Annotated in this window: 22 protein-coding genes, 1 tRNA gene and 1 pseudogene; 14 read left to right on the forward strand and 10 right to left on the reverse strand. The window is 71.8% G+C overall.

Translation table 11 applies throughout. The annotated features are described in order from the left end of the window. Positions 1-71: 71 nt before the first annotated feature. From AC3EUV_RS02270 to AC3EUV_RS02290, 5 genes are read left to right on the forward strand one after another with little or no spacing between them, the layout of a single operon-like run. Positions 72-2,177, forward strand: a complete 2,106-nt coding sequence (locus AC3EUV_RS02270) for a sensor histidine kinase (protein ID WP_435601997.1) — start codon at positions 72-74, stop codon at positions 2,175-2,177. Beyond that, a complete protein-coding gene (locus AC3EUV_RS02275; protein WP_018088399.1) occupies positions 2,167-2,616 on the forward strand; it encodes a roadblock/LC7 domain-containing protein in 450 nt (149 codons plus the stop codon). Before AC3EUV_RS02270 ends, AC3EUV_RS02275 begins: the two co-directional genes overlap by 11 nt. A gap of 2 nt (positions 2,617-2,618) precedes the next feature. Continuing rightward, the gene (locus tag AC3EUV_RS02280; protein ID WP_042160962.1) at positions 2,619-3,017 is read left to right on the forward strand and encodes a DUF742 domain-containing protein; all 399 of its coding nucleotides are present in this window, start codon (positions 2,619-2,621) and stop codon (positions 3,015-3,017) included. Further along, complete coding sequence (locus AC3EUV_RS02285) at positions 2,995-3,615, forward strand: GTP-binding protein (RefSeq protein WP_432140648.1); 621 nt, start codon at positions 2,995-2,997, stop codon at positions 3,613-3,615. The genes AC3EUV_RS02280 and AC3EUV_RS02285 overlap by 23 nt, the downstream gene beginning before the upstream one ends. Then, positions 3,612-4,217, forward strand: coding sequence for a GAF domain-containing protein (locus tag AC3EUV_RS02290; RefSeq protein WP_432140649.1), 606 nt, complete (start codon positions 3,612-3,614; stop codon positions 4,215-4,217). Before AC3EUV_RS02285 ends, AC3EUV_RS02290 begins: the two co-directional genes overlap by 4 nt. Positions 4,218-4,398: 181 nt before the next feature. Here the strand turns inward: AC3EUV_RS02290 and AC3EUV_RS02295 are convergent, their stop codons facing one another. Further along, positions 4,399-5,733: an acyl-CoA dehydrogenase family protein gene (locus tag AC3EUV_RS02295; RefSeq protein ID WP_432140650.1), complete on the reverse strand. Its 1,335-nt coding sequence runs from the start codon at positions 5,731-5,733 to the stop codon at positions 4,399-4,401. Positions 5,734-6,116: 383 nt separating this feature from the next. On the opposite strand from AC3EUV_RS02295, the gene AC3EUV_RS02300 reads away from it, so the two are divergent. Both AC3EUV_RS02300 and AC3EUV_RS02305 read left to right on the forward strand, forming a co-directional pair. Further along, positions 6,117-6,344, forward strand: a complete 228-nt coding sequence (locus tag AC3EUV_RS02300; RefSeq protein WP_432140651.1) for a hypothetical protein — start codon at positions 6,117-6,119, stop codon at positions 6,342-6,344. A gap of 218 nt (positions 6,345-6,562) precedes the next feature. Further along, positions 6,563-7,486, forward strand: a complete 924-nt coding sequence (locus tag AC3EUV_RS02305) for an alpha/beta fold hydrolase (protein WP_435601998.1) — start codon at positions 6,563-6,565, stop codon at positions 7,484-7,486. A gap of 37 nt (positions 7,487-7,523) precedes the next feature. On the opposite strand, the gene AC3EUV_RS02310 is transcribed toward AC3EUV_RS02305, so the two are convergent. The 3 genes from AC3EUV_RS02310 to AC3EUV_RS02320 form a co-directional block, all read right to left on the reverse strand. Beyond that, on the reverse strand, positions 7,524-8,426 hold the full coding sequence (locus tag AC3EUV_RS02310; protein WP_435601999.1) for a transketolase family protein: 903 nt from the start codon (positions 8,424-8,426) through the stop codon (positions 7,524-7,526). 52 nt (positions 8,427-8,478) lie between these two features. Then, on the reverse strand, positions 8,479-9,222 hold the full coding sequence (locus AC3EUV_RS02315; protein WP_435602000.1) for a thiamine pyrophosphate-dependent enzyme: 744 nt from the start codon (positions 9,220-9,222) through the stop codon (positions 8,479-8,481). A gap of 84 nt (positions 9,223-9,306) precedes the next feature. Then, on the reverse strand, positions 9,307-9,600 hold the full coding sequence (locus AC3EUV_RS02320; protein WP_085922519.1) for a YiaA/YiaB family inner membrane protein: 294 nt from the start codon (positions 9,598-9,600) through the stop codon (positions 9,307-9,309). 161 nt (positions 9,601-9,761) lie between these two features. Here AC3EUV_RS02320 and AC3EUV_RS02325 point away from each other — a divergent pair. After that, a tRNA-Pro gene (locus AC3EUV_RS02325) sits at positions 9,762-9,835 on the forward strand. A gap of 302 nt (positions 9,836-10,137) precedes the next feature. Beyond that, positions 10,138-10,782: a LysE family translocator gene (locus AC3EUV_RS02330; protein WP_432140655.1), complete on the forward strand. Its 645-nt coding sequence runs from the start codon at positions 10,138-10,140 to the stop codon at positions 10,780-10,782. A gap of 39 nt (positions 10,783-10,821) precedes the next feature. Here AC3EUV_RS02330 and AC3EUV_RS02335 read toward each other — a convergent pair whose 3' ends face one another. Beyond that, positions 10,822-11,055 (reverse strand): hypothetical protein, encoded by a 234-nt coding sequence (locus tag AC3EUV_RS02335; protein WP_432140656.1) that lies wholly within the window; start codon positions 11,053-11,055, stop codon positions 10,822-10,824. Positions 11,056-11,263: 208 nt separating this feature from the next. Here AC3EUV_RS02335 and AC3EUV_RS02340 point away from each other — a divergent pair, with 208 nt between their 5' ends. From AC3EUV_RS02340 to AC3EUV_RS02360, 5 genes are all read left to right on the forward strand, one after another. Next, entirely contained in the window at positions 11,264-11,752 is a 489-nt protein-coding gene (locus tag AC3EUV_RS02340) for a helix-turn-helix domain-containing protein (protein WP_432140657.1), read from the forward strand. A 79-nt stretch (positions 11,753-11,831) separates the two neighbouring features. Next, entirely contained in the window at positions 11,832-12,440 is a 609-nt protein-coding gene (locus AC3EUV_RS02345) for a hypothetical protein (protein ID WP_435602055.1), read from the forward strand. Continuing rightward, positions 12,433-13,653, forward strand: a complete 1,221-nt coding sequence (locus AC3EUV_RS02350) for an MAB_1171c family putative transporter (protein WP_432140658.1) — start codon at positions 12,433-12,435, stop codon at positions 13,651-13,653. Before AC3EUV_RS02345 ends, AC3EUV_RS02350 begins: the two co-directional genes overlap by 8 nt. A 154-nt stretch (positions 13,654-13,807) precedes the next feature. After that, on the forward strand, positions 13,808-15,031 hold the full coding sequence (locus AC3EUV_RS02355) for a cytochrome P450 family protein (RefSeq protein WP_435602001.1): 1,224 nt from the start codon (positions 13,808-13,810) through the stop codon (positions 15,029-15,031). 209 nt (positions 15,032-15,240) lie between these two features. Beyond that, the gene (locus tag AC3EUV_RS02360) at positions 15,241-16,401 is read left to right on the forward strand and encodes a D-alanyl-D-alanine carboxypeptidase family protein (RefSeq protein WP_432140660.1); all 1,161 of its coding nucleotides are present in this window, start codon (positions 15,241-15,243) and stop codon (positions 16,399-16,401) included. A 60-nt stretch (positions 16,402-16,461) separates the two neighbouring features. Here the strand turns inward: AC3EUV_RS02360 and AC3EUV_RS02365 are convergent. The 5 genes and pseudogenes from AC3EUV_RS02365 to AC3EUV_RS02385 form a co-directional block, all read right to left on the reverse strand. Then, positions 16,462-16,938, reverse strand: a pseudogene (locus AC3EUV_RS02365) (DUF309 domain-containing protein); the annotation flags it as partial. A gap of 421 nt (positions 16,939-17,359) precedes the next feature. After that, a complete protein-coding gene (locus AC3EUV_RS02370) occupies positions 17,360-17,692 on the reverse strand; it encodes a DUF427 domain-containing protein (protein WP_432140661.1) in 333 nt (110 codons plus the stop codon). 168 nt (positions 17,693-17,860) lie between these two features. Further along, positions 17,861-18,331, reverse strand: coding sequence for a thioesterase family protein (locus AC3EUV_RS02375; protein WP_435602002.1), 471 nt, complete (start codon positions 18,329-18,331; stop codon positions 17,861-17,863). Continuing rightward, on the reverse strand, positions 18,328-19,299 hold the full coding sequence (locus AC3EUV_RS02380) for a 3-hydroxyacyl-CoA dehydrogenase NAD-binding domain-containing protein (RefSeq protein WP_432140663.1): 972 nt from the start codon (positions 19,297-19,299) through the stop codon (positions 18,328-18,330). Before AC3EUV_RS02380 ends, AC3EUV_RS02375 begins: the two co-directional genes overlap by 4 nt. A 58-nt stretch (positions 19,300-19,357) precedes the next feature. Then, a complete protein-coding gene (locus tag AC3EUV_RS02385; RefSeq protein ID WP_042160919.1) occupies positions 19,358-20,245 on the reverse strand; it encodes a beta-keto acid cleavage family enzyme in 888 nt (295 codons plus the stop codon). Positions 20,246-20,278: the final 33 nt, after the last annotated feature.

The raw sequence follows: 20,278 nt of genomic DNA on the forward strand, positions 1-20,278 counted from the left end.
TCCGGACACCACCCCGGCAACAACTAGCGTGCGTGCTCCGCGAACTGCCACGGCCGATCCGGAGGGCGCCGATGCCTACCGCATTCCCCCAGGGGACCCAGCTGTCCCAGGAGGGTCAGAGATCCCCAGGGTCCCAGGGTTCCCCGGGGGCCGCCCCCGTACCCGCCGCCGCCCGGCGGCGGGAGCGTGAGGGCGGACGACACGGCCGTGCCGCGTTCCCCGAGTCGGCCGCCGACTCGGCGATACGGTCCCGTCTGGTCAGGCTCGCCGCCATCCCCTGCCTCTTGGTCGCCGTCCTCTGCACGGCCGTCGCCGCCTTCGTCGTGCAGGCCGGGGGCGCCCGGATCACCGGACGCGAGTGGGTGGTGCTGTGCGGCGGGCTCGCCCTGGTCTGCGTCATCGTGCTGACCGCGGGTGCCGCCGCCAACTCCGAGGCCCGGGCCACCGTCGCCCGCTACGCCCGGCTGCGCCAGGTCTGCGCCCGCAGCCAGTCCGACCTGTACGACCTCCTGGACCGCGTACGGCAGGGCGAGTGGATCCAGCGCCGCGAGCCCGACCCGGGACCGGTGCCCACCGGCGACACCCTCGACCTGCTCGCCCATGAGGTGGCCGCCGCGGGCCGGGCCGCCGAGTCCGCCGTCATCGACGCGGTCGCCATCGCCCGCAGCAACGCCAGCGGCAGTGAACAGAAGGTCGAGGTCTTCGTGAACCTCGCCCGCCGGCTGCAGTCCCTGGTGCACCGCGAGATCGAGCTGCTGGACGAGCTGGAGAACCAGGTCGAGGACCCGGACCTGCTCAAGGGCCTGTTCCACGTCGACCACCTGGCCACCCGCATCCGCCGGCACGCCGAGAACCTCGCCGTCCTCGGCGGCGCCATCTCGCGCCGCCAGTGGAGCCGCCCGGTGTCCCTGACCGAGGTGCTGCGCTCCTCGATCGCCGAGGTCGAGCAGTACCCGAGGATCAAGCTGGTGCCGCCGATCGAGGGCACCCTGCGCGGCCATGCCGTCGCCGACGTGATCCACCTGCTCGCCGAACTCGTCGAGAACGCCACGATCTACTCCGCGCCGCAGACCCCGGTCCTGCTGCGCGCCCAACTCGTCACCGCCGGACTCGCGGTCGAGGTCGAGGACCGTGGGCTGGGGATGTCCGCGGAGGAACAGTCGCGGATGAACGGCCTGCTGGCCGACCCCGAACACATCGATGTCGCCGAGCTGTTGAGCGACGGCCGGATCGGGCTCTTCGTGGTCTCCTCGCTCGCCCGGCGGCACGGCATCGTGGTCCGGCTCCAGAGCAATATCTACGGCGGTGTGCAGGCCGTGCTGATCGTGCCCCAGGGGCTGCTCGGCGCGGAGTCGGCCGGGGGAGACGCGAACGCGGCGGCGCCGCACACCGGATCGCCGGACACCGGATCACCGCAAGCCGGATCGCCGGACACCGGCCCGGCACCCGCGCACGACCTGCTGGACGAGGGGACGTACGAGAGCGGATACCCCGTCGACCAGGCCCCCGCCGCCGACGCCGGGCAGGAGCGGCACGACCGCCATGACCCCGGTCCCGCGGTGCCCCGCACCCTCGCCATTCCCGCCCCCGGGCCCGCTCCCGACCACGCGCTCGACCTGTCGCCGCGCGGCTACGAGAGCCGCCCGGAACCGGCCCCGGCCCCCGCGGACCCCGATCCCGAATCCGTCGCCACCCGGCGCCGGCTGGTCCGCGCGTCCGGCGCCCACACCCCCGACGTCCGCCTGCCTGACGCGCACCTGCCCGACGCGCACACCCACGAGACGTCCGCCCCCGACCCCGCGCCCGCCGACCGGCCCGGCCCGGTCGTGCTGCCGCCCGCCCCGCCCGCCGTGGACAACGCCGCCCGCCCGCGGCTGCCCCGGCGGCGCAAGCAGACGCATCTCGTTCCCGAGCTGCGCGGCGATCCGATCCTGCCGTCCACGACGACCCGTACGGGACCGGAACCCGAGCACGACCCCGGCCTGATGGCCGCCTTCCGACGCGGTTTCAGTCTCGGCGACGACAGCTACGCCCAGGACACCGCGGGCGGCAACGGCACCATCCCGGCCCAGGGCGGCGACCCCAGCAGCCCGGCCGGCAACGACCTGCTCTACGACCGTGACCACGACGCCCCGATGGCCCGCCCCCGAGGAGACGACCGTAACCATGGTGAGTGATGTGCGTGCGCAGGCGCATTTGCAGCCGCAGGGCGGCCAGCACACCGATCTGTCCTGGCTGCTGACCGGGCTCGTACAGCGGGTGCCGCACGCCCGGAGCGCGCTCCTGTTGTCGTCGGACGGCCTGGTCAAGGCCGCCCATGGGTTCGACCCGGACAGCGCCGACCACATGGCCGCGCTGTCCTCCGGCCTCTACTCCCTCGCCCGCAGCGCCGGTGTGCGCTTCGGGGAGGGTGACGACGTCCTTCAGGTCGTCGTCGAGCTGGAGTCCACCTTCCTGTTCGTCTCCACCGCAGGTTCGGGCGCCTGTCTGGCCGTGCTCGCCGGCCGCGAGGCCGATGTGGCGGTGCTGGGCTACGAAATGTCGATGCTGGTCAAGAGCGTCCGGCCGTATCTGTCCACCCCCGCACGTCAGCAGGCGCCCGCGGGTGGTCGTTGACCATGACCGTGCGTCGCCTTCGGCGGCAGGGCGGGGAGCCGTGGTACGACGACGCGGCCGGCCGGCTGGTCCGTCCGTACACCATCAGCAACGGCCGGACCCGTCCGACGGCGCACTTCGACCTGCTGACCATGGTGATGGCCACCGGCCGGCGGCCCGTCTCCTGCCAGGGGCCCGACTACGCCCAGGTGCTGGGGCTGTGCGGCGGGCCGGTCTCGGTCGCCGAGATCGCCGCCCACATACGGTTGCCCGCCGTGGTCACCAAAGTGCTCCTCGCCGACCTCGTCGACTGCGGGGCTATCACCGCGCGGGCCCCCGCAGCCGTTTCGGCAGGGCCCGCGTCCCGTACCGACCGAGCCCTGCTGGAGGCGGTGCTGAATGGACTTCGCAAACGACTGTGACCCCCGCACCCAGGGGGACCCCACGGCAGACCTCTTCCCCACCGCGCTCAAGATCCTGGTCGCGGGCGGGTTCGGGGTCGGCAAGACGACCTTCGTCGGTGCGGTGAGCGAGATCGAGCCGCTCAGCACGGAGGAACTGCTCACCCAGATCAGCGTGGGGACGGACGATCTGGCCGGCGTCGAGGAGAAGAGCACCACCACCGTCGCCATGGACTTCGGCCGGATCACGCTCAGCCCCGCGCACGTCCTCTACCTCTTCGGGACGCCCGGGCAGCAGCGCTTCTGGTTCATGTGGGACGAGCTGTCCAACGGTGCGCTCGGCGCGGTCATCCTCGCCGACACCCGGCGCCTGGACCAGTGCTTCGCCGCCGTCGACTTCTTCGAGCGGCGCGGCATCCAGTTCATCGTCGCCGTCAACGAGTTCGAGGGCTCCTACCGCTACGACCCGGACGAAGTCCGCAGCGCCATGGATGTCTCCCCGGACATTCCCGTCGTGCTCTGCGACGCCCGCCAAGGCGGCTCGGCCACCCGCGTCCTGGTCTCGCTCGTCCAGCATCTGCTCACCCCCGCCCTCGCCGCGACCCCGGAGCTGCCATGAACCACCCCGCCTCCCGCGTCCCGTACATCTCCTACGACCCGACGCGCCATCTGCTGCTGACTCCGCAGGACGACGAAGCCCCGGCGCGCGTCGCCCGACTGCGCGCCCTGGGGATCGGCGAGTCCCCGCTGCCCGCGTTCGACGAGTTCGCGCGCAAGCTCGCCCGGACCACCCGGGCGCCCTACTCGATGGTCAACTTCATCGACGAGCGGCGGCAGTACTTCGCCGGTCTCTACACGCCCTCCCAGGACCAGGCCGTCGAGCTGGGACCGGCGCCCGCCAGTGCCCAGCCGGGCCGGGTGATGGACCGGGACCACGGCTACTGCCCGCATGTCATCGTCCGCCGCAAGGCCCTGGTGCTGGAGGACGTCTGCGACTATCCACGGTTCGCCGGCAACCCCGTCGTCGATGAGATCGGCATCCGCTCCTACCTCGGCGCGCCGCTCATCGACCGTACGGGGACGGCGCTGGGCACCGTCTGTGTCGTGGACCTCGAACCGCGCCCCTGGGGGCGGGAGGGGCTGGAGACCATCAAGGCGATGGCCGCCGAACTCGTCGAGCAGATCCACCGGATGGAGAAGCAGCAGATCGACGCGCCCTGATGCGGTCCTGACTCCCAGCCACGGCTCAGACTCCCAGCTCCAACTCCAACTCCAGCTCCGGCCCCGGTGCCCGGCGGACGGCCTTTGTGCCGGACGGCCGGCCCGGGGCCGCGGTGTTGGCCCTGACACGGGCCATCGGCTCTGACCCGGGCCGCCGCGGCGCCGGGTCAGAGCCGGTCGCTCACCTCGGCCGGGCGAACCAGGAGTGCGGGCGCGTCGGTCCGGTGCGCTGGCCCGGCACCGTGGGCGTGGGGTCCTCGGGCCGCACGGTGACCGGCGGCTCCGCGGGGGCCCGGTCGGTGGCCTCGTCCTCCTCGGGCCACTCCGAGGGCTCCAGCCGCAGCAGATCGGCGAGCCGGCTGGACCAGTCGCCCTGCGCCCGGCCCAGGGCGAGTTCGCCCAGGCGCAGCAGCTGGATGTCGGAGGTGCCGGCCGGCGCGAAGATGTGGTGGGCGTCGCGCAGGAAACGTTCCACCGGCCGGTCGGTGAACAGGCCGCACGCGGCGTGGATGTCCATCGCGTCGCGCGCCGACTCCAGCGCCGATTCCACATTGACCAGCTTGGCGTTCATCAGCTCCGCGTCGCACGGCAGGCCCTGGTCCAGCAGATGGACCGCGTGGTACGCGGACAGCCGGCCCAGCAGCAGCCGTGACTGGATGCGCCCGAGCTTCAGCTTGATGTTGGCGAGGTCGGCCAGGGGTTTGCCGTAGCGCTGCCGCTCCGTGCAGAACCTCGTCGTCTCGTCCAGCACCGCCTGATGGATGCCCAGCGACACGGCGGTCAGATTAGGGCGTCCGTACAGCACGCTGGAGGAGTAGGCGACCGACAGCCCGTCGCCCTCCCGGCCCAGCAGATTCGCCGCCGGGACCCGGCAGTTGTCGAAGAACAGCTCACCGAAGCTGAAGCCGTGCAGGCCCATTGCGGGCTGCTGCGGCCCGACCCGGAAGCCGGGGGTGTCGGACTCCACGAGGAACGCCGAGAGGCCCTTGGAGCCCTCACCGGTGCGGGCCACGACGCCGTGCAGATCGCCGACATGGCTGTTGCCGACGTAGATCTTCCGGCCGTTGAGGACATAGTCGTCGCCGTCGCGGACCGCGGTGGAGGACATGCCCAGCACGTGGCCGCCGGACTGCGGTTCGGTGACCGCGATGGTCGGCAGGCAGTCGCCGGAGGCTATGGCCGGCAGCCAGGTCTTCTTCTGCTCCTCGCTGCCGAAGTGGACGATCTTCGCGACGCCCAGCTGGGACGCCTGCACCATGGCGCCCATCGCGGCACTCACCCGCGAGAGCTCCTCGATGATCAGGGTCTTGGCAACGTGCCCGGCACCCATCCCGCCGTAGGCGCGGTGCACGGTCGCGCCTATCCACCCCTGACGGGCGATCAGACGAGACAGCTCATGGCAAACGGAACGGCTCGCCTCCATCTCGGCAATCCGGGGGCGGACCTCGCGCTCGGCGAAGTCCCGCACCCGGTGCCGGAGTGCCTCATGTCTCTGGTCCGTGAAATAGCGATGCAAGACGAGTCCCTCCTTCGCGATCTTCCCCGCGCTGGTCGCACCCCGCCTTGGGACGGCACGGGCGGTGCCGTCTCCAGCGAACGTTCCGGAAAGTGATCTTTCACTTACCCCGTGCAATACCCGTTGGCATACCTACTGCGGGGCACATGAAACATCAACTGGAGGTGTTCGGACGCGGAGTTGATGCGTGCAGCACCCGCGCACCACCCCCTGTGCCACAACGACTGTGGCGCGGTACCGAGGCCCCCGGAACCGCGCCACCCCACGCCTCCCCGGGATCATGTGACCGGGGCTCCTCCGTCGGTCCGCCTCCCCGCAGTACGGCGTCAGCAAGAAGGAGAGACAGGCTCCCGCGAACGCCGGAAGCTGGCTACGGTGAGCGCATGACCAGTCACAATGGCGATCACGTCAGCCGAATTCTGAAGGCGGCGACGAAGGGGCGCGACGGTAAGACCGTCCGGTGTGATCGCTGTGAAACGCCTCTTCGTTTCACCGGGCGGGAACGTCCTTCATCCGGACAAGCCGCCGCGATGGTCGTTCTCAACAGCCACTGCGCCAACCCGCAATGCGTCGACGCCGGGGATCCGAATCAACAGTCATCAGTGGATTGAGTAACTGCGCAATGCCCTTACTGCAATGGCACTGACGTCATATCCACCGGGTTCGGCGGCATGTGGCAGTGCCGGGCAAGAACCGCCCGATCGGTGCCACGCCGCGCGGACACCGGGCCACCTACGCCACGCGCGCCCCATGGCGTACCGCCGCCCGGCGCGGAAGAGTGGGCGGCGAGGACTCGTCAGCCACCGCCCCGGCAGTCAGGAGACGACGCATGCAGGCCATGCAGCAGGACTTCCACCAGGCCCCGGACGGCGCCCGGATCGCCACCTACACCTGGCTCCCGGAGTCCGGCCACCCGCGTGCCCTCGTCCAGATCGCGCACGGCGCCGCGGAACACGGCCGGCGCTACGACCGCTTCGCGCGCTTTCTGGCCGGCCACGGCTATGCCGTCATCGCCTCCGACCACCGCGGTCACGGCGCCACCGCCGCCTCCACCGGCGGCCGCGGGGTGGTCGGCGAGGACGCCTGGCGGGCGATCGTCAGCGACCTCAAGGGCATCGGCAATCACGCGGCCGGCGCCCACCCCGGCCTCCCGCTGGTACTGCTCGGCCACAGCATGGGCGCGATGCTGGCCCGCGACTACGCCCAGGAGTACGGCGCCGACCTCGCCGGGCTGATCCTCACCGGCACCTTCCGTACCCTGCCCGGACTGGACATCGACGGTGCCGTGGCCGGGCTGGAGGAGGAGATCGCCGAGCGCGGCCGCGGCGCGCTCTCCGCCTTCATCCCGCGCACCTTCAGCTCTTTCAATGACGCCTTCACCTCCCGCACCGGCTACGAATGGCTCTCCCGTGACGCCGCCGAGGTGGATGCCTATGCCGCCGACGAGGACTGCGGCTTCCCCTTCTCCGCCGGTCTCGCCGTCGACTGGGTATGCGCCATCCGCAAGATCAACGATCCGGCGAACCTCGCCCGGATGCCGCGCGGCCTGCCCGTCCATGTCGCCGTGGGGGAGCTCGACCCCTGCCACCAGGGGATGACCCTGGTCCATGAACTCCTGGAGGACTTCCGCTATGTGGGCACCCGCGATCTGACGTGGACGGCCTATCCGGACGCCCGCCACGAGATCCTCAACGAGACCAACCGCGAGGAGGTCCAGGACGACCTGCTGGCCTGGCTCGACAAGCACATCTGAGCCGGTGGGCCCCCGCGCCCCGTACCCTTCGGGCCGGTCAGGCCCGTCCCGACAGGAACCCGGTGATCCGCTCGCGCAGGCCGCGCGGATCGAGGCCGTGTGCCGCCAGGTGCTCGTCGAGCTGCCCATAGCGGCGCAGCTCCTGGCGGCCGACGCCGAGCCCCAGCAGCCGGTGCGGCCGGTCCTCCAGCGCCTCGGCCGCCGGCCGCGTCGAGGTCCCCGCGAGACAGGGCTCCACGATCACCACATCCGAGGTGCCGGCGGCCGCGGCGCGCAGCGTGGCGGCGTCGAAGGGCCGCACGGTCGTCGCGTAGAGCACGGTCAGCGGCAGCCCCTCGGTCGCGGCGAGCACGCTGTCCAGCATCGGGCCGACGGCGATCACCACCCCGCCGTGCCCCTCCCGCACGGTCCGGAAGCGCGCCCCGTCCACCGTCCGGGGCGCGGCGTTGGTCTGCATGGACAGCCGGACATAGACCTTGTCGTCACCGGCCGCCGCGGCGTGCCGCAGCAGCGTCTCGGCCTCGTCCGGGTGCCCGGGAACGTGCACGGTCCAGCCGTCGAGCGTGTCCAGCAGCGCGACATCGCCGGGCGCCATATGGGTGAAGCCGCCGCTCGGCCAGTCGTAGGAGGCCCCGGCGCTCACCAGCACGCCGCCCACGCCCTGGTGGCCGAGGTCCAGCTTCAGCTGCTCGAAGGGGCGCTCCACCAGAAAGCTGGCGAAGGTGTGCATGATCGGGCGGAGCCCGGTGAGCGCCATTCCGCCGCCCACACCGATCAGCAACTGCTCACGGATGCCGACGTTCACCACCCGGTCCGGATGTCGCTGTTGCGCTTCGGTGAAGCCGGCCGCCCCGATGTCGGCGAGGACGAGTGCCAGCCGCTGGTCCTCCGCCAGCATCCGCGAGGTGACCGAGGCGAAGCGCTCACGCATGGTGTCCATCACTGAAACCCTCTCGAAGTCCTGGTCGTATACGGGAAGATGGGGCGGCGGCTCAGGCGTCCTTGGGCTCGACACGGGCGATCACCGCATGCGGACGGCCCGGGTGCGGCGCGCTGAAGGCCGCGTGCAGCGCCTCGTGGTCGCGGCCGTCCACGGTGGCCACGGACCACCCCGCGGCCTCGAAGCGGGAGGCGATCCCGCCGCGCCACCCATGAGTGGCGGAGGCGTTGTCGATGACCACGGTGTGCAGCCGGTCCAGGCCCACGGCGGCCGCGTAGGCCAGGGCCTCGTGATTGCTGCCCTCGTCCAGTTCGGCATCGCCGATCAGTGCCCATACGGCCGGTCCGGGCCGGCCCTGCGCCCGCAGGCCCAGGGCGGTGCCGACGGCCAGCGGCAGCCCGTGGCCCAGCGAACCGCTGCCGATCTCGGCGCCGGGCACCAGCATCCGGTCGGGGTGGTGGCCGAGCGGCGAGTCGTACGAGCCGAAGCCCGGCAGCCACTCGGTAGGGAAGAAGCCCTTGGCGGCCAGCACCGCGTAGTAGGCCATCGGGCCATGGCCCTTGGAGAGCAGAAAACGGTCCCGGCCCGGGTCCGTGGCGGTGCCGGGGGAGACCCGCAGCACCCGGTCGTAGAGGACCCAGAGGGCGTCGAGCGTGGAGGTGGCGGCCGGTCCGTGCTTCTCATCGCCCGTCATCAGGCTCATCAGGTCCGGCAGTTCGGCGAAACCGATGCGGTCGCCGTGCGGAGCGGGCCTCGCCGGGGTGCCCGCCACGGAGGTTGTCGTCAGAGGCGTCATACGACAGAGCCTGCAACCTCAAGTGCGCTTGAGGTCAAGCGTGGGGCCGCGGGCCGGGAGATCCAGGGCCCGCGGCCGCCGGGGTCAGACCTGCCCCGGCTTGAAGACGTCCTGCTCGATCAGGAGCTTGTCGATCCGGGCCTTGTCCACCCGGTTCGTCACCTCCTCGACCTCCTGGCGGTCGCGCACGCACTTCGCCAGCGTGAATGCCGAGGACACCACGAAAATCAGGCCGAGGGCGAGAAAACCGCGCTCCCACGGCCCCACCGGCAGCTTGATGATCCCGATCACCAGCGCCACCAGCGACAGCCCGAAGGAGATCGCGGCCTGCACGAAGAAGGCCGTGGTCGTCGGCCGCTGAATCGATGGAGTAGTCATGCGCGTAGCGTGGCGGCACGGTGACACCGGCGCATGAGTACAGCTACTCATCTCGCACCCGCCGCCCCGCCGGGGGACGGGAAAGTGGCAGCCCCCACCCTCTGACATGCGGTATTGTTCTCGTGCGCGGTCAGCCGGGACATCCCGGCCGGATCGGGCACCGGGACGTGGCGCAGCTTGGTAGCGCACTTGACTGGGGGTCAAGGGGTCGCAGGTTCAAATCCTGTCGTCCCGACGGTGCAAGCGCAGGTAGGGGTCATCTTCGGATGGCCCCTACAGTGCGTTCGAGGGTGTTTGGGGGAGCAGCGCGGGAGCGCTCCGGTACCGGCCCTGTCCCGCTCAAGTGCCGTGCGTGCCTGCTGGGTTGGAGCCCGACGGGCCTCATGACCCATGCGGCCGCCGCGCGCGCGAGATCTGCTGCGGCGGGGCGGCCCCTGCCGATGCCTGGCGATATCGGAATGTGGATGAGCCTGGAGCGAACGGCCCGCCCTCTGTTTGTATGAGCCCCTGGAACGCATTTCAGGAGGTGAGGGACACATGGTGTCCACGGAGAGCATTCTCGCGTTCGCGGCGATGTCGCTGCTGGTGATCGTGATTCCGGGGCCGAGTGTGCTGTTCGTGATCGGCAGGGCCCTCGCACACGGCCGCCGCACAGCGCTCGCGACGGTCCTCGGCAACCTGGTGGGTTCGTACGCCCTGGTGGTTGCCGTGGCATGGGGCCTCGGCGCGCTGGTGGAGGGCTCGGCGGCAGTGTTCATGGCCGTGAAGATGGCCGGAGCGGCGTACCTCGTCTATCTGGGCGTGCAGGCGTTCCGGCACCGCAAGGAGATGCGCGCGGCGGCCATGGAGGCCCCGGCGACCGAGCGGCGTGGCGATCTGCGCACGATCCTGGACGGGATTCTCGTGGGCGTCACCAACCCGAAGGGCATCGTCTTCTTCGCCGCGGTGCTGCCACAGTTCGTGGACCACGCGGCGGGCCACGTCCCCCTCCAGATGATGGTGTTGGGCCTGGTCCCGGCCGCCATCGGCCTGATCACGGACACCCTGTGGGGCCTGGGCGCCTCGGCGGCCCGTTCCTGGTTCGCCCGCTCGGACCGGCGCCTGTCGATGGTGGGCGGCGCGGGCGGCTTCGCAATGATCGGGCTGGGCGTCACGGTGGCGGCGACGGGCCGCGCCGACTAGGAGCCGGACGGCGAGCTGTGCGAAGGCCGGATCCGGCTTTCATCCCTGTACGCGTGGGGCCTCGTCCCTGATCTTCTTCTTGTGCTTCTCCGTGAGCTGGAGGTAGCGCTCGCAGTAGCCGCACTCCACGCACACCAGCACCTTGCTCGGAATGTCCTCCGCCCCCCAATAGCCGAGCTCCACCATGAACTGCCTTTTGATCGCCTTCAGGCAGTAGACCTCTTGCGAACCGCAGGCGGGGCAGGTTCCTTGGCGCATGTTCGGGACCGTCATGGCCCGGCAGCCTAGTGGGCGGGTGGTGAGCCGCGGCCAACAGGGGAGTGGGCGGGCGGGGTTGGGAGTCACTCAACTCCCGGTTAAGTCCGGCGATCCCTACTGTCCGTAAGTGGACTGGTGCACCGCGTTCCTGGCGTGTCAGGATGAGCGCGAGGTGACGGAGCCTTAACTGTTCGTTGGGCTCAATCAACGGGGGACGGTAGAGATGAACGTGGGGGGAGACAGCCGGTCCAAGGGGGCGGGCAGCGTGCTCGCGGAACGGCTCAACCACCTCTTCGCGAACATGCATCCGCCGGGGGCTCCGTATACCAACGCCTTTGTGGCCGAGGAGATCAGCGGGGGCGCGGAGGAGTACGGCGGGGTCAAGGTCACCGAGCAGTATCTGTCGATGCTGCGCAACGGCAGGCGTACGAACCCGAGCCCGGAGCTGCTGCGCGCGCTGGCCAAGTTCTTTGCCGTGCCGGTCGGTTATCTGCTGGGGGACCTCTCGCAGCCGCAGGCCGCGCGGGTGGAGGAAGAGGTCCGTTTCCTGGCCGCGATGCGGGACCAGCGGGTGCGCGCGATCGCGCTGCGCTCCGTCGGGTTGCCGCCGGAGGTGCAGGACAGTCTGACGACGATCATCTCCCAGTTCCGGCAGCAGATGAACCTGCCGGCCGATCCGCCGGAGCAGGGCGGTGACCGACGCGGTGAGTGAGCCGGTGCGGACCGCTGAGGGCGGCCAGATCTTCTCTTCCTGGCAGCGGGTCGGAGACGAGGACGGGACGAGCATGCGAGTGGGGCAGATACGCCGGCGGTGCAAGCGGCTCATCAAGGAGCTGGCGCTGCCGGCCACAACGGATCTGCGCGGAATGTGCGACATCGTCGCCGCGCGGGTGGCGCGGCCCGTCCACCTGGTGCCGATGAGCCTGGGCGGCGTGGTCTCGGGGATGACGGCCGTCACGGACGACGCCTACTGGGTCTTCTACGAGGTCAAGACCTCACCGTGGCACCAGGCGCACATCGTGCTGCACGAGCTGAGCCACCTCCTGCTGGGACACGGCCAGGATCCGGCGGTCACCGAGGACGCGCTGAAGCTGTGGACGCCGTCCGTCGATGTCGCCACCGCCATGCGCAGGATGGGCCTGACCATGGGCTTCGCCCGGCATCACGGCTATGACAACCTCGCCGAGCGGGAGACCGAAGTGCTCGGCACGCTCCTGATGGAGCGGGTGGCGCCGTCCTCGGCCGAACGTGCCCTGCCACTGGAGGGCCAGGCGGCCGAACTGGCGGCGGCGCTCGGGCCCGCGCTCCAGCACATCCGGCGGCAGGAGACCCCGGCCGGGGTCGAGCGGACCGACGGCGCGGGAGCGGGCGCGGCGCAGGACGGGGGCCCGCGTGTTTGACGTCATCTATCTGTCGTTCGGCGTCGCCGCCTGGGCGATCGTCGGGTACAAGTCCGTCGCGTGGTTCCGGGACCGCAGCAACGCGGACCTGGGACTGGCCTGTGTGATGACCGGCGGGGTGGCGACGGTCTTCCTCTTCTCCGCGCCCAGCGTCTACCGCGCCTTCGACCGGCTGATGGGCGTGGCCAACCTCGCCATGGTGTTTCTCTACTCCTCCGTCGTGGTGTTCGCCGCCGGTGCGCTGGTGTTGCTGCTGCGCTGGACGGCGGGCGAGGGCGCGCAGGCGCGGGCCCGTGTCCGGCGCAGGGCGCGCGTCGCCGTCGGGACTGTGGCCGCGCTGTGGGCGGTGGCGATCACCGGCTTCGCGGTCGGCCGGCCGGACGCCGTCGAGCACCCCCGCGACTTCAGCACCGCCTACACCGACTCCCCGGGGGTCATGCTGTTCCTGGTGCTGTATTTGGCCATTTTCGGATTGAGCTCGGCGGCCCTGGGGACCCTCTGCCCCCGCTACGCCGCACAGCTCGGCGGCACCCACCTGGCGCGTGGTCTGCGGGTGCTGGCCGCGGGCTGCTGGCTCGGCCTCGTCTACTGCTCCTGCAAGGTCATCGGCTTCGTCCTGTCCTGGACGGGCCACCCGGCACTGTGGCTCTCCAACGGGGTGGCCCCGTTGAGCGCCTCGGTCGCGGCGCTGATGGTCCTCGCCGGATTCGCACTGCCCGCGGCCGGCCCCCGGGTCGCCGCCTGGCGCCGACTGCGCCGGCTCTCCCCGCTCTGGCGGACCGTCACCGCACAGACCCCCGAGGTCACGATGGGCACCCCGGTGTGGTCCGTGCGCTGGCCGTTCGCCGATCTGGAGTGGCGGGCCAACCGGCAGATGGCCGAGATCCGGGACGTACAGCGCGGTATCCGCCGTCATGTGGAGTCCGACGCCGTCGACATCGCCCGCGAGCGGGCCCGCGCGGTCGCGCTCGACGACCGGCAGCTGGCCGCCGTCGCGGAGGCCGCCGCGCTCCGCCGCGGCCTGGAGAACCGCGCGGTGGGCCATGTCCCCGAGCACGGTGCCGACAGCGTGGTGGTCGCCAACGGCACGGACCCGGCCGAACTCACCGCGGAATACGAGCACTTGGCACTGGTCGCGGACGTCTACCACTCGCCGCTGATCGACACCGTGCTCACCGAACTGCGCCAGCGGAGCTCGGTGGCGCACGGCTGAGGAAGCACCACAGACGGGGTGGCCCGGCACGGGGGTCCGGGCCGCCCGTACCACCCGGGCGGCACCGGCCCATGCGACCGGTGCCGCCCTCGGGACCGTCGCCGGGTGGCGTGCGCAAGGCGGGACTTTGCGGACACCCCCTAGGGTCGGGCTCATGCAGAACACCGCCGAGACCGGCCCCGACGCGCCCATCGATATGACGCCCCTCCTCGACGATCCGTACGCCGCCTACGCCGCGCTGCGGGACGCCGGGCCGGTGCACCGGATCACCGGAGCCGACGGGCACCCCGCCTGGCTGGTGACCCGCTACGACGACGTCCGCCGCGCCTTCGCCGACCCCCGGCTCTCCCTGGACAAGCGGCATGCCGCGCCGGGCGGTTACCGCGGTTTCGCCCTGCCGCCCGCGCTGGACGCCAATCTGCTGAACATGGACCCACCGGATCACACCAGGGTGCGCCGGCTGGTGGTCAAGGGCTTCACCACGGGCCGGGTCGAGGCGCTGCGCGCGCCCACACGGCGGATCGCCGGCGAGCTGCTGGACACGATGGCGGAGCGCGGCTCCGGGGACCTGATCGCCGACTACGCCGCGCCGCTGTCGATCGCCGTGATCTGCGATCTGCTGGGTATCCCGCACCGGGACCGCCCCGATTTCCTGGCCTGGTCGGACGCCCTCATCACCCCGGACCCGGACCGGCCGGAGCTGATGAAGGAGGCGATCGGGGCGATGCTGACGTTCTACACCGGACTGATCGCGGCCAAGCGCGCGGAACCGGGCGACGACTTGCTCTCGGATCTGATCGCGGTGCGCGACGAGGCGGCCCCCGGCGAGGAGGACGACCGGCTCACCGAGGACGAACTGACCTCGCTCGCCTTCCTCATTCTCTTCGCCGGATACGAGAGCACGGCCCATCTCATCGGCAACGCGGCGCTCGCCCTGCTCGACCACCCGGAGCAACTGCGGCAGTTGCACCGCAATCCGGCCGAACTCCCGGCAGCCGTGGAGGAGTTCCTCCGCTTCGACAACCCGTATCCGGTGGCGATCCGTCGCTTCCCCACGGAGGACATGGAGATCGGCGGCGTACGGATCCCGGCCGGGGAGAGCGTGCTGCTGTCGATCGCTTCCGCGAACCGCGACCCCGCGCGCTTCCCTGAGCCGGACGCGCTGGACCGCGGCCGGGGCCTCTCCGGGCACCTCGGGATGGGGCACGGCATCCATCACTGTCTCGGTGCTCCGCTCGCCCGCCTGGAGGCCGTCACCGCGCTCGAGGCGCTCCTCGGCCGCTTCCCGGAGCTGCGACTGGCCGTCCCGCGTGGTGATTTGCAGCATCGTCGGGCGCTGCGGGCGCGTGGCCTGATTTCGCTGCCCGTCACCTGGTAATCGGCAAACGAACAAGTTTTTGAGGCATAACCGTTCGCTCATGCGGTAGAAAGGTTCCTGAGACCCGCCCGGTGTGCATCCCCCGTCGCACCGGGCGGGTCCTTCTTTGCACCTGTTGCAGTTGCGACACGCCCGGTGGTTCGGCGCGGCCCTGAGCCGTCTGGCTCAACCGCGCTGCGGTCCGCGGCACCGCTTCTTAGCGTGGCGCCATGGCAATTGACGCAGGTGTGTCCAGGAAGGCCGGTGTGGTGGCGCTGATTGCCGTCGCCGGTATGTCGCTGACGTCCATACCGGCCGCAGCCAACGGGGCGACGGCCCGTCAGTCCGCCGCCGGGGTACAGGCGCCCACCGACCCCGGCACCGCGAGGCTGCCCAGCGGCCTGAGCGCGCTGTCCTGGATGGTGGCCGACGCGGACACCGGCAACGTGCTGGCCGCGAAGAGCCCGCACCGCAAGCTCGCCCCGGCCAGCACCCTCAAGACGCTGTTCGCGGTCACCGTCCTGCCGAAGTTCTCGGCGGGCTCGGTACGCCGGGTCAGCTCCGCCGACCTCGCGGGGGTCGGGGCCGGCAGCAGCGTCGTCGGCGTCCGGCAGGGCCGCCGCTACACCGTCGGCGACCTGTGGCGCGGGGTCTTCCTGCGCTCCGGTAACGACGCGGTGCATGTGCTGGCCGCGATGAACGGCGGCTGGCGGACCACGGCGGAGGAGATGCAGGAGAACGCCCGGAAGCTCGGCGCACGCGACACCACCGTCAAGTCCCCGGACGGTTATGACGCGCCCGGTCAGGTGTCCTCCGCCCACGACCTGACGGTCTTCGCCCGCGCCGGGCTCGCCAACGAGGACTTCGCCCGCTACTGCGCCACCGCCCGCGCCACGTTCCCCGGCGCGGGCGGCGCCACGCAGATCGAGAACACCAACCGCCTGCTGGCCGGCTCGCACGGAATGTCCCGCTACCCCGGCATCATCGGCGTCAAGAACGGCTACACCAGCAAGGCCGGCAACACCCTGATCGCCGCCGCGCGCCGGAACGGCCGCACCCTCCTGGTCACCGTCCTGAACCCCCAGTCGCAGGCGTACAACGGCGTCTACAAGGAGGCCGCCGCCCTGCTGGACTGGGGCTTCCGCACCGCCGGCACGGCCCAGCCGGTGGGCACCCTGCATGCCGCGCGCGCCGCCGCCGACGGCGCCGGTCCGATGCGCCCGATGGCTGCCGAGGTCACCGAAGCCGCGCCCCGTGGCGGCTTGCCCTGGCGCACCACCCTCGTCCTCGGGGCGGGCGGCGCCGGTGTCGCGGCACTGGGGCTGGGCCCCTTGCTCGCTCGATGGCGGCAGGCCCGCTTCCGCAGTGGACGGAGGGGAGGGGCAGCGTAGGCCCCTCGGGGGTGTCCGGCGGGTCGGCCCGCGCCTGATCCCCGGTGGGGCGTTTTTCGGTCATGTCTCCTGTCGCCGCAGCCGGGGCGCGGTCTCCGCGGCCGGCACGGACCCGGAGGCGGTCAGACGCCCGGTCAACTCCTGGGCCCAGGCCAGGAGTCCGGTGATGTCGATCCCGTAGGGGGCGGTCTCCTCGTACGGCGCGATGGCCGTCGCGCCCCGGTCGAGCAGCGCCGTGCCGCCCGCGGTGTTGCCACGTGCCGCATGGGTGAGTCCCACCGCGAGCTGGGCGAGTCCCCGCCACAGCTCGCGCTCCGCCTCGGGCGCCGCCTTCCAGGCGTCCTCCAGGACCTCATGGGCATGGAACGGCATTCCGCCGTCGAGCAGCCGCTGCGCCTCGGCCAGCGACTGCGCGGGCGTCCGGGGCACGCCCTCGGGCTGTCGGGCCACGCCGGGGGAGCCGTACGGCAGCGGCCGGCCGAGCCCGTCACGCGGGCGGGCGTTACGGGCCCGCCCCTCCTCGTCACGGTCCCGGCGGCGCGGCCCGGCGGGGTCGGGCGCGCCAGGATTCCCGGGCGACGTCGGGGTCGGGGTCGGGGGCGCGCTCGGGGGCCCGGACCGGCCCCCGCCCGCGCCTTCGCCGCCTGTTTCCGCCCCGGCCCCACAGTGCTCGCAGACCGCACTGCCGGGCCGTTCTCTGATCCGGCCGCAGGCGTCACACACCTGGTCCAGCCAGCAGGCCGGATCGCCGCCTTCGTCGACCGCCCGGTGCGGGGCGGCCGGGCGGGACGGGAGGGGCCGGTCGTGGGGGCTGTCCGCGTCGTTCACGCTTCGATTGTGCGCCGTGCGGCCGGCCGGTGTCGCCAGGGGGGCGGGCGCGCTGCCATACGGGCGAGCGTCCGGCCATTGTCAGGTTTCTTTCCTGTTCCTCTCGGGTGGGGCGCCGGGCTGCCACGACTCAGACCAACTCCACCTCGTAGAAGCAGAAGTGGTCCTTGATCCGGGCGACCTCGGGGTGCGGCTCGGGGTAGGCCCACACGAAGTCCTCCGGGCCGTCGGCGAGCGACCAGTAGGAGGCGGTGCCCTTGAAGGGGCAGACGGTATGCGTCCCGGACGGGGTGAGCAGCTCGGTGCGTACGTCCTCGGGAGGGAGGTAGTAGCGCACCGGATAGCCGGTCTCGGAGAGGAGCAGCGGGCGGCGGCTCTCGGCGATCAGCTGTCCGCCGATCTCGACGCGGACGTGGTCGGTGCCTTCTTCGACGTCGATGCGGTGGCCTCGGGTGGTGCTCATGGTCACTTCCCTTCGGTGGGCGGGGGAGGTGATCCCTCCCGGTCCAGCATCGCACCGGGAGGGCGCGGGGCGGGCGGGCCACCAGCGGGCCACGGGCCCGGCGCCGCGTCGTCGCACCCGCCCGGCCACCCGCCCGGCCACCCGCCCGGCCCTCCGCGCGCCGCCGCCTCACACCTCGCGGATACCGCGCCCCGCCCACTCCGGCGCAGGCCCGATGAGGCCGGCGAGGCGCTCGCGGGCCGTCGGGGGCAGCGCGGCCGAGCGGCCGGTGGCCTGGTCGATGTGCAGGGTGAACAGTTCCTCGGTGGCCACCGGTTCGCCGGAGGGCTCCCCGGCGAACATCTCATGGACCAGCCGGAGCTTCTTGCCGTCCACGCCCAACACGGTCGTACGGACGGTGAGTTGGCTGTCGCGGGCGACCTCGCGGAGATAGCGGACATGGGCCTCGACCGTGTACAGGGAGCAGCCGGTGCGCTCCCGGTAGGCGGCGTCGAGGCCGGCCGCGTCCATCAGGGCGTCGGTCGCGAAGCCGAAGATCAGGACGTAGTAGGCCTCGCTGAGATGGCCGTTGTAGTCGATCCACTCGTCCCGGACCGTTTGGCGGAAGAGGGGCAGGCCGCCCGTGGTGGCGGCGCTCATCGGCGGGTGCTCCCCAGCCGGCCCGTGGCGCGGAGGACGTCGATGACGCCCTGGTCGCGCGCGGCGACCAGATCCGCGTACGTACGGTCGCCCGCGGCCTCCCGGCAGCCGTCGACCATGGCGTCGCGCAGCGCGCGGTCCAGTTCGGGCGCCTCCAGACGGGTCCACGGTGACTTCAGGGACGGGCCGAAGTGGTCGAGCATATGGGCCATCCCGCCCTCGCCGCCGGCCAGCGCGAAGGTCAGGCACGGGCCCATGAATGCCCAGCGCAGGCCCGGCCCTTCGGTGATCGAGGCATCGATGTCCTCGACCGTGGCCTCGCCGTTGGCGACCATGTGGAGCGCCTCGCGCCAGAGCGCCTCCTGGAGGCGGTTGGCGATGAAGCCGGGCAGTTCGCGGTCCATGGTGATCACGGACTTGCCGGCCACGCCGTAGAAGCGGGCGGCCCAGGCGACGGCCTCGGGGTCCGTCCGCTCGCCGCCGACGACCTCCACCAGCGGGATGAGGTACGGCGGGTTGAAGGGGTGGCCGACGACGAGGCGGCCCGCGTTCCCGTCCGCCGTCTGCATATCGGTCATCGGGTAGCCCGAGGTGGAGGAGGCGATGACCACGCCCGGCCGGGTGGCGGCGGCCAGCTCGGCGAGCAGGGAGCGCTTCAACTCCAGCTTCTCGGGGGCGCTTTCCTGGACGAAGTCGGCGTCGGTGACCGCCTCGGCGAGGGTGCCGGCGAGCGTCAGCCGGTCCTGCGAGGCGCCGTCGGCCAGTCCTATCTGTTCCAGCGCGGGCCAGGCGGCGGCCACCAGGCGGCGCAGCCGGTCCCCGGCGTCCGCGGCCGGGTCCCAGGCGGTGACGTCGTAGCCGCGGGCGAGGAAGTGGGCGACCCAGCCGCCGCCGATCACTCCGGCGCCGATACAGGCGACGCGGCGTACGTCCTCGGGGGCGCAGGGGGCAGGGGTGGTTTCCGGCATGAGGGAGCGGCTCCAGGTGGCGGGAGAGGGAGGGGGGACGGGGCGGTGCGGCCGCGGGTCAGGTGCGGGGCTTCAGGCCCAGGAGGGCGCGGGCCCGGTCAGGGGTGGCGACCGTGGCGCCGAGCAACTCGGTGATCTGGACGGCGCGTTCGACGAGCTGTCCGTTCGTGGCCTTGACGCCCTTGCTGAGGTACAGGTTGTCCTCCAGGCCCACCCGCACATGCCCCCCGAGCAGGATCGACTGGGCGACCCACGGCATCTGCATCCGGCCGAGCGCGAAGCTCGCCCACCGGGCGCCCTCGGGCAGCATGTGGACCATCGACTGAAGTACCCCCGGGTCGGCCGGTGCGCCCCACGGGATGCCCATGCACAGCTGGAAGACGGTGGGGTCATCCAGCAGCCCCTCGGCCAGCAGCTGCTTGGCGAACCACAGCTGACCGGTGTCGAAGATCTCCAGCTCGGGCCGTACGCCGAGCTCCTGGATGCGCTTCGCGCCCGCCCGCAGCATGTCGGGGGTGGAGACGTAGAGGTTGGAGCCGTCGCCGAAGTTGAGCGAGCCGCAGTCCAGGGTGCAGATGTCGGGCAGCAGTTCCTCGACGTGCGGCAGTCGCTCCAGGCCGCTCACCAGGTCGGTACCGGGCAGCTGCCGGAGCGGCCGGTCGGGGTCGATCACCAGGTCGCCGCCCATGCCGGCGGTGAGGTTGATGACGACGTCGGTGCCGGTCTCCTTGATCCGCTCGACCACCTCGGCGTAGAGCCGCGGGTCGCGCGACGGTTCGCCGGTGCCGGGGTCGCGGACATGGATGTGCACCACGGCGGCGCCCGCGGCCGCCGCCTCGACGGCCGAGGCGGCAATCTGCTCGGGCGTCACGGGGACGTGCGGGGAGCGGCGGACGGTGTCGCCGGCGCCGGTGAGCGCGCAGGTGATGATGACCTCGTGGTTCACGGGGGTCCCTTCTACGGGGCGGGTGCCTCGGTC

This window comes from Streptomyces sp. bgisy130 (assembly GCF_057708345.1).

Coding starts and splice junctions, on each gene's coding strand:
- AC3EUV_RS02270 (WP_435601997.1), top strand. CDS start 72: ATGCCTACCGCATTCCCCCAGGGGACCCAGCTGTCCCAGGAGGGTCAG.
- AC3EUV_RS02275 (WP_018088399.1), top strand. CDS start 2,167: ATGGTGAGTGATGTGCGTGCGCAGGCGCATTTGCAGCCGCAGGGCGGC.
- AC3EUV_RS02280 (WP_042160962.1), top strand. CDS start 2,619: ATGACCGTGCGTCGCCTTCGGCGGCAGGGCGGGGAGCCGTGGTACGAC.
- AC3EUV_RS02285 (WP_432140648.1), top strand. CDS start 2,995: ATGGACTTCGCAAACGACTGTGACCCCCGCACCCAGGGGGACCCCACG.
- AC3EUV_RS02290 (WP_432140649.1), top strand. CDS start 3,612: ATGAACCACCCCGCCTCCCGCGTCCCGTACATCTCCTACGACCCGACG.
- AC3EUV_RS02300 (WP_432140651.1), top strand. CDS start 6,117: ATGACCAGTCACAATGGCGATCACGTCAGCCGAATTCTGAAGGCGGCG.
- AC3EUV_RS02305 (WP_435601998.1), top strand. CDS start 6,563: ATGCAGGCCATGCAGCAGGACTTCCACCAGGCCCCGGACGGCGCCCGG.
- AC3EUV_RS02310 (WP_435601999.1), bottom strand. CDS start 8,426: ATGGACACCATGCGTGAGCGCTTCGCCTCGGTCACCTCGCGGATGCTG.
- AC3EUV_RS02315 (WP_435602000.1), bottom strand. CDS start 9,222: ATGACGCCTCTGACGACAACCTCCGTGGCGGGCACCCCGGCGAGGCCC.
- AC3EUV_RS02320 (WP_085922519.1), bottom strand. CDS start 9,600: ATGACTACTCCATCGATTCAGCGGCCGACGACCACGGCCTTCTTCGTG.
- AC3EUV_RS02330 (WP_432140655.1), top strand. CDS start 10,138: ATGGTGTCCACGGAGAGCATTCTCGCGTTCGCGGCGATGTCGCTGCTG.
- AC3EUV_RS02335 (WP_432140656.1), bottom strand. CDS start 11,055: ATGACGGTCCCGAACATGCGCCAAGGAACCTGCCCCGCCTGCGGTTCG.
- AC3EUV_RS02340 (WP_432140657.1), top strand. CDS start 11,264: ATGAACGTGGGGGGAGACAGCCGGTCCAAGGGGGCGGGCAGCGTGCTC.
- AC3EUV_RS02355 (WP_435602001.1), top strand. CDS start 13,808: ATGCAGAACACCGCCGAGACCGGCCCCGACGCGCCCATCGATATGACG.
- AC3EUV_RS02360 (WP_432140660.1), top strand. CDS start 15,241: ATGGCAATTGACGCAGGTGTGTCCAGGAAGGCCGGTGTGGTGGCGCTG.
- AC3EUV_RS02370 (WP_432140661.1), bottom strand. CDS start 17,692: ATGAGCACCACCCGAGGCCACCGCATCGACGTCGAAGAAGGCACCGAC.
- AC3EUV_RS02375 (WP_435602002.1), bottom strand. CDS start 18,331: ATGAGCGCCGCCACCACGGGCGGCCTGCCCCTCTTCCGCCAAACGGTC.
- AC3EUV_RS02380 (WP_432140663.1), bottom strand. CDS start 19,299: ATGCCGGAAACCACCCCTGCCCCCTGCGCCCCCGAGGACGTACGCCGC.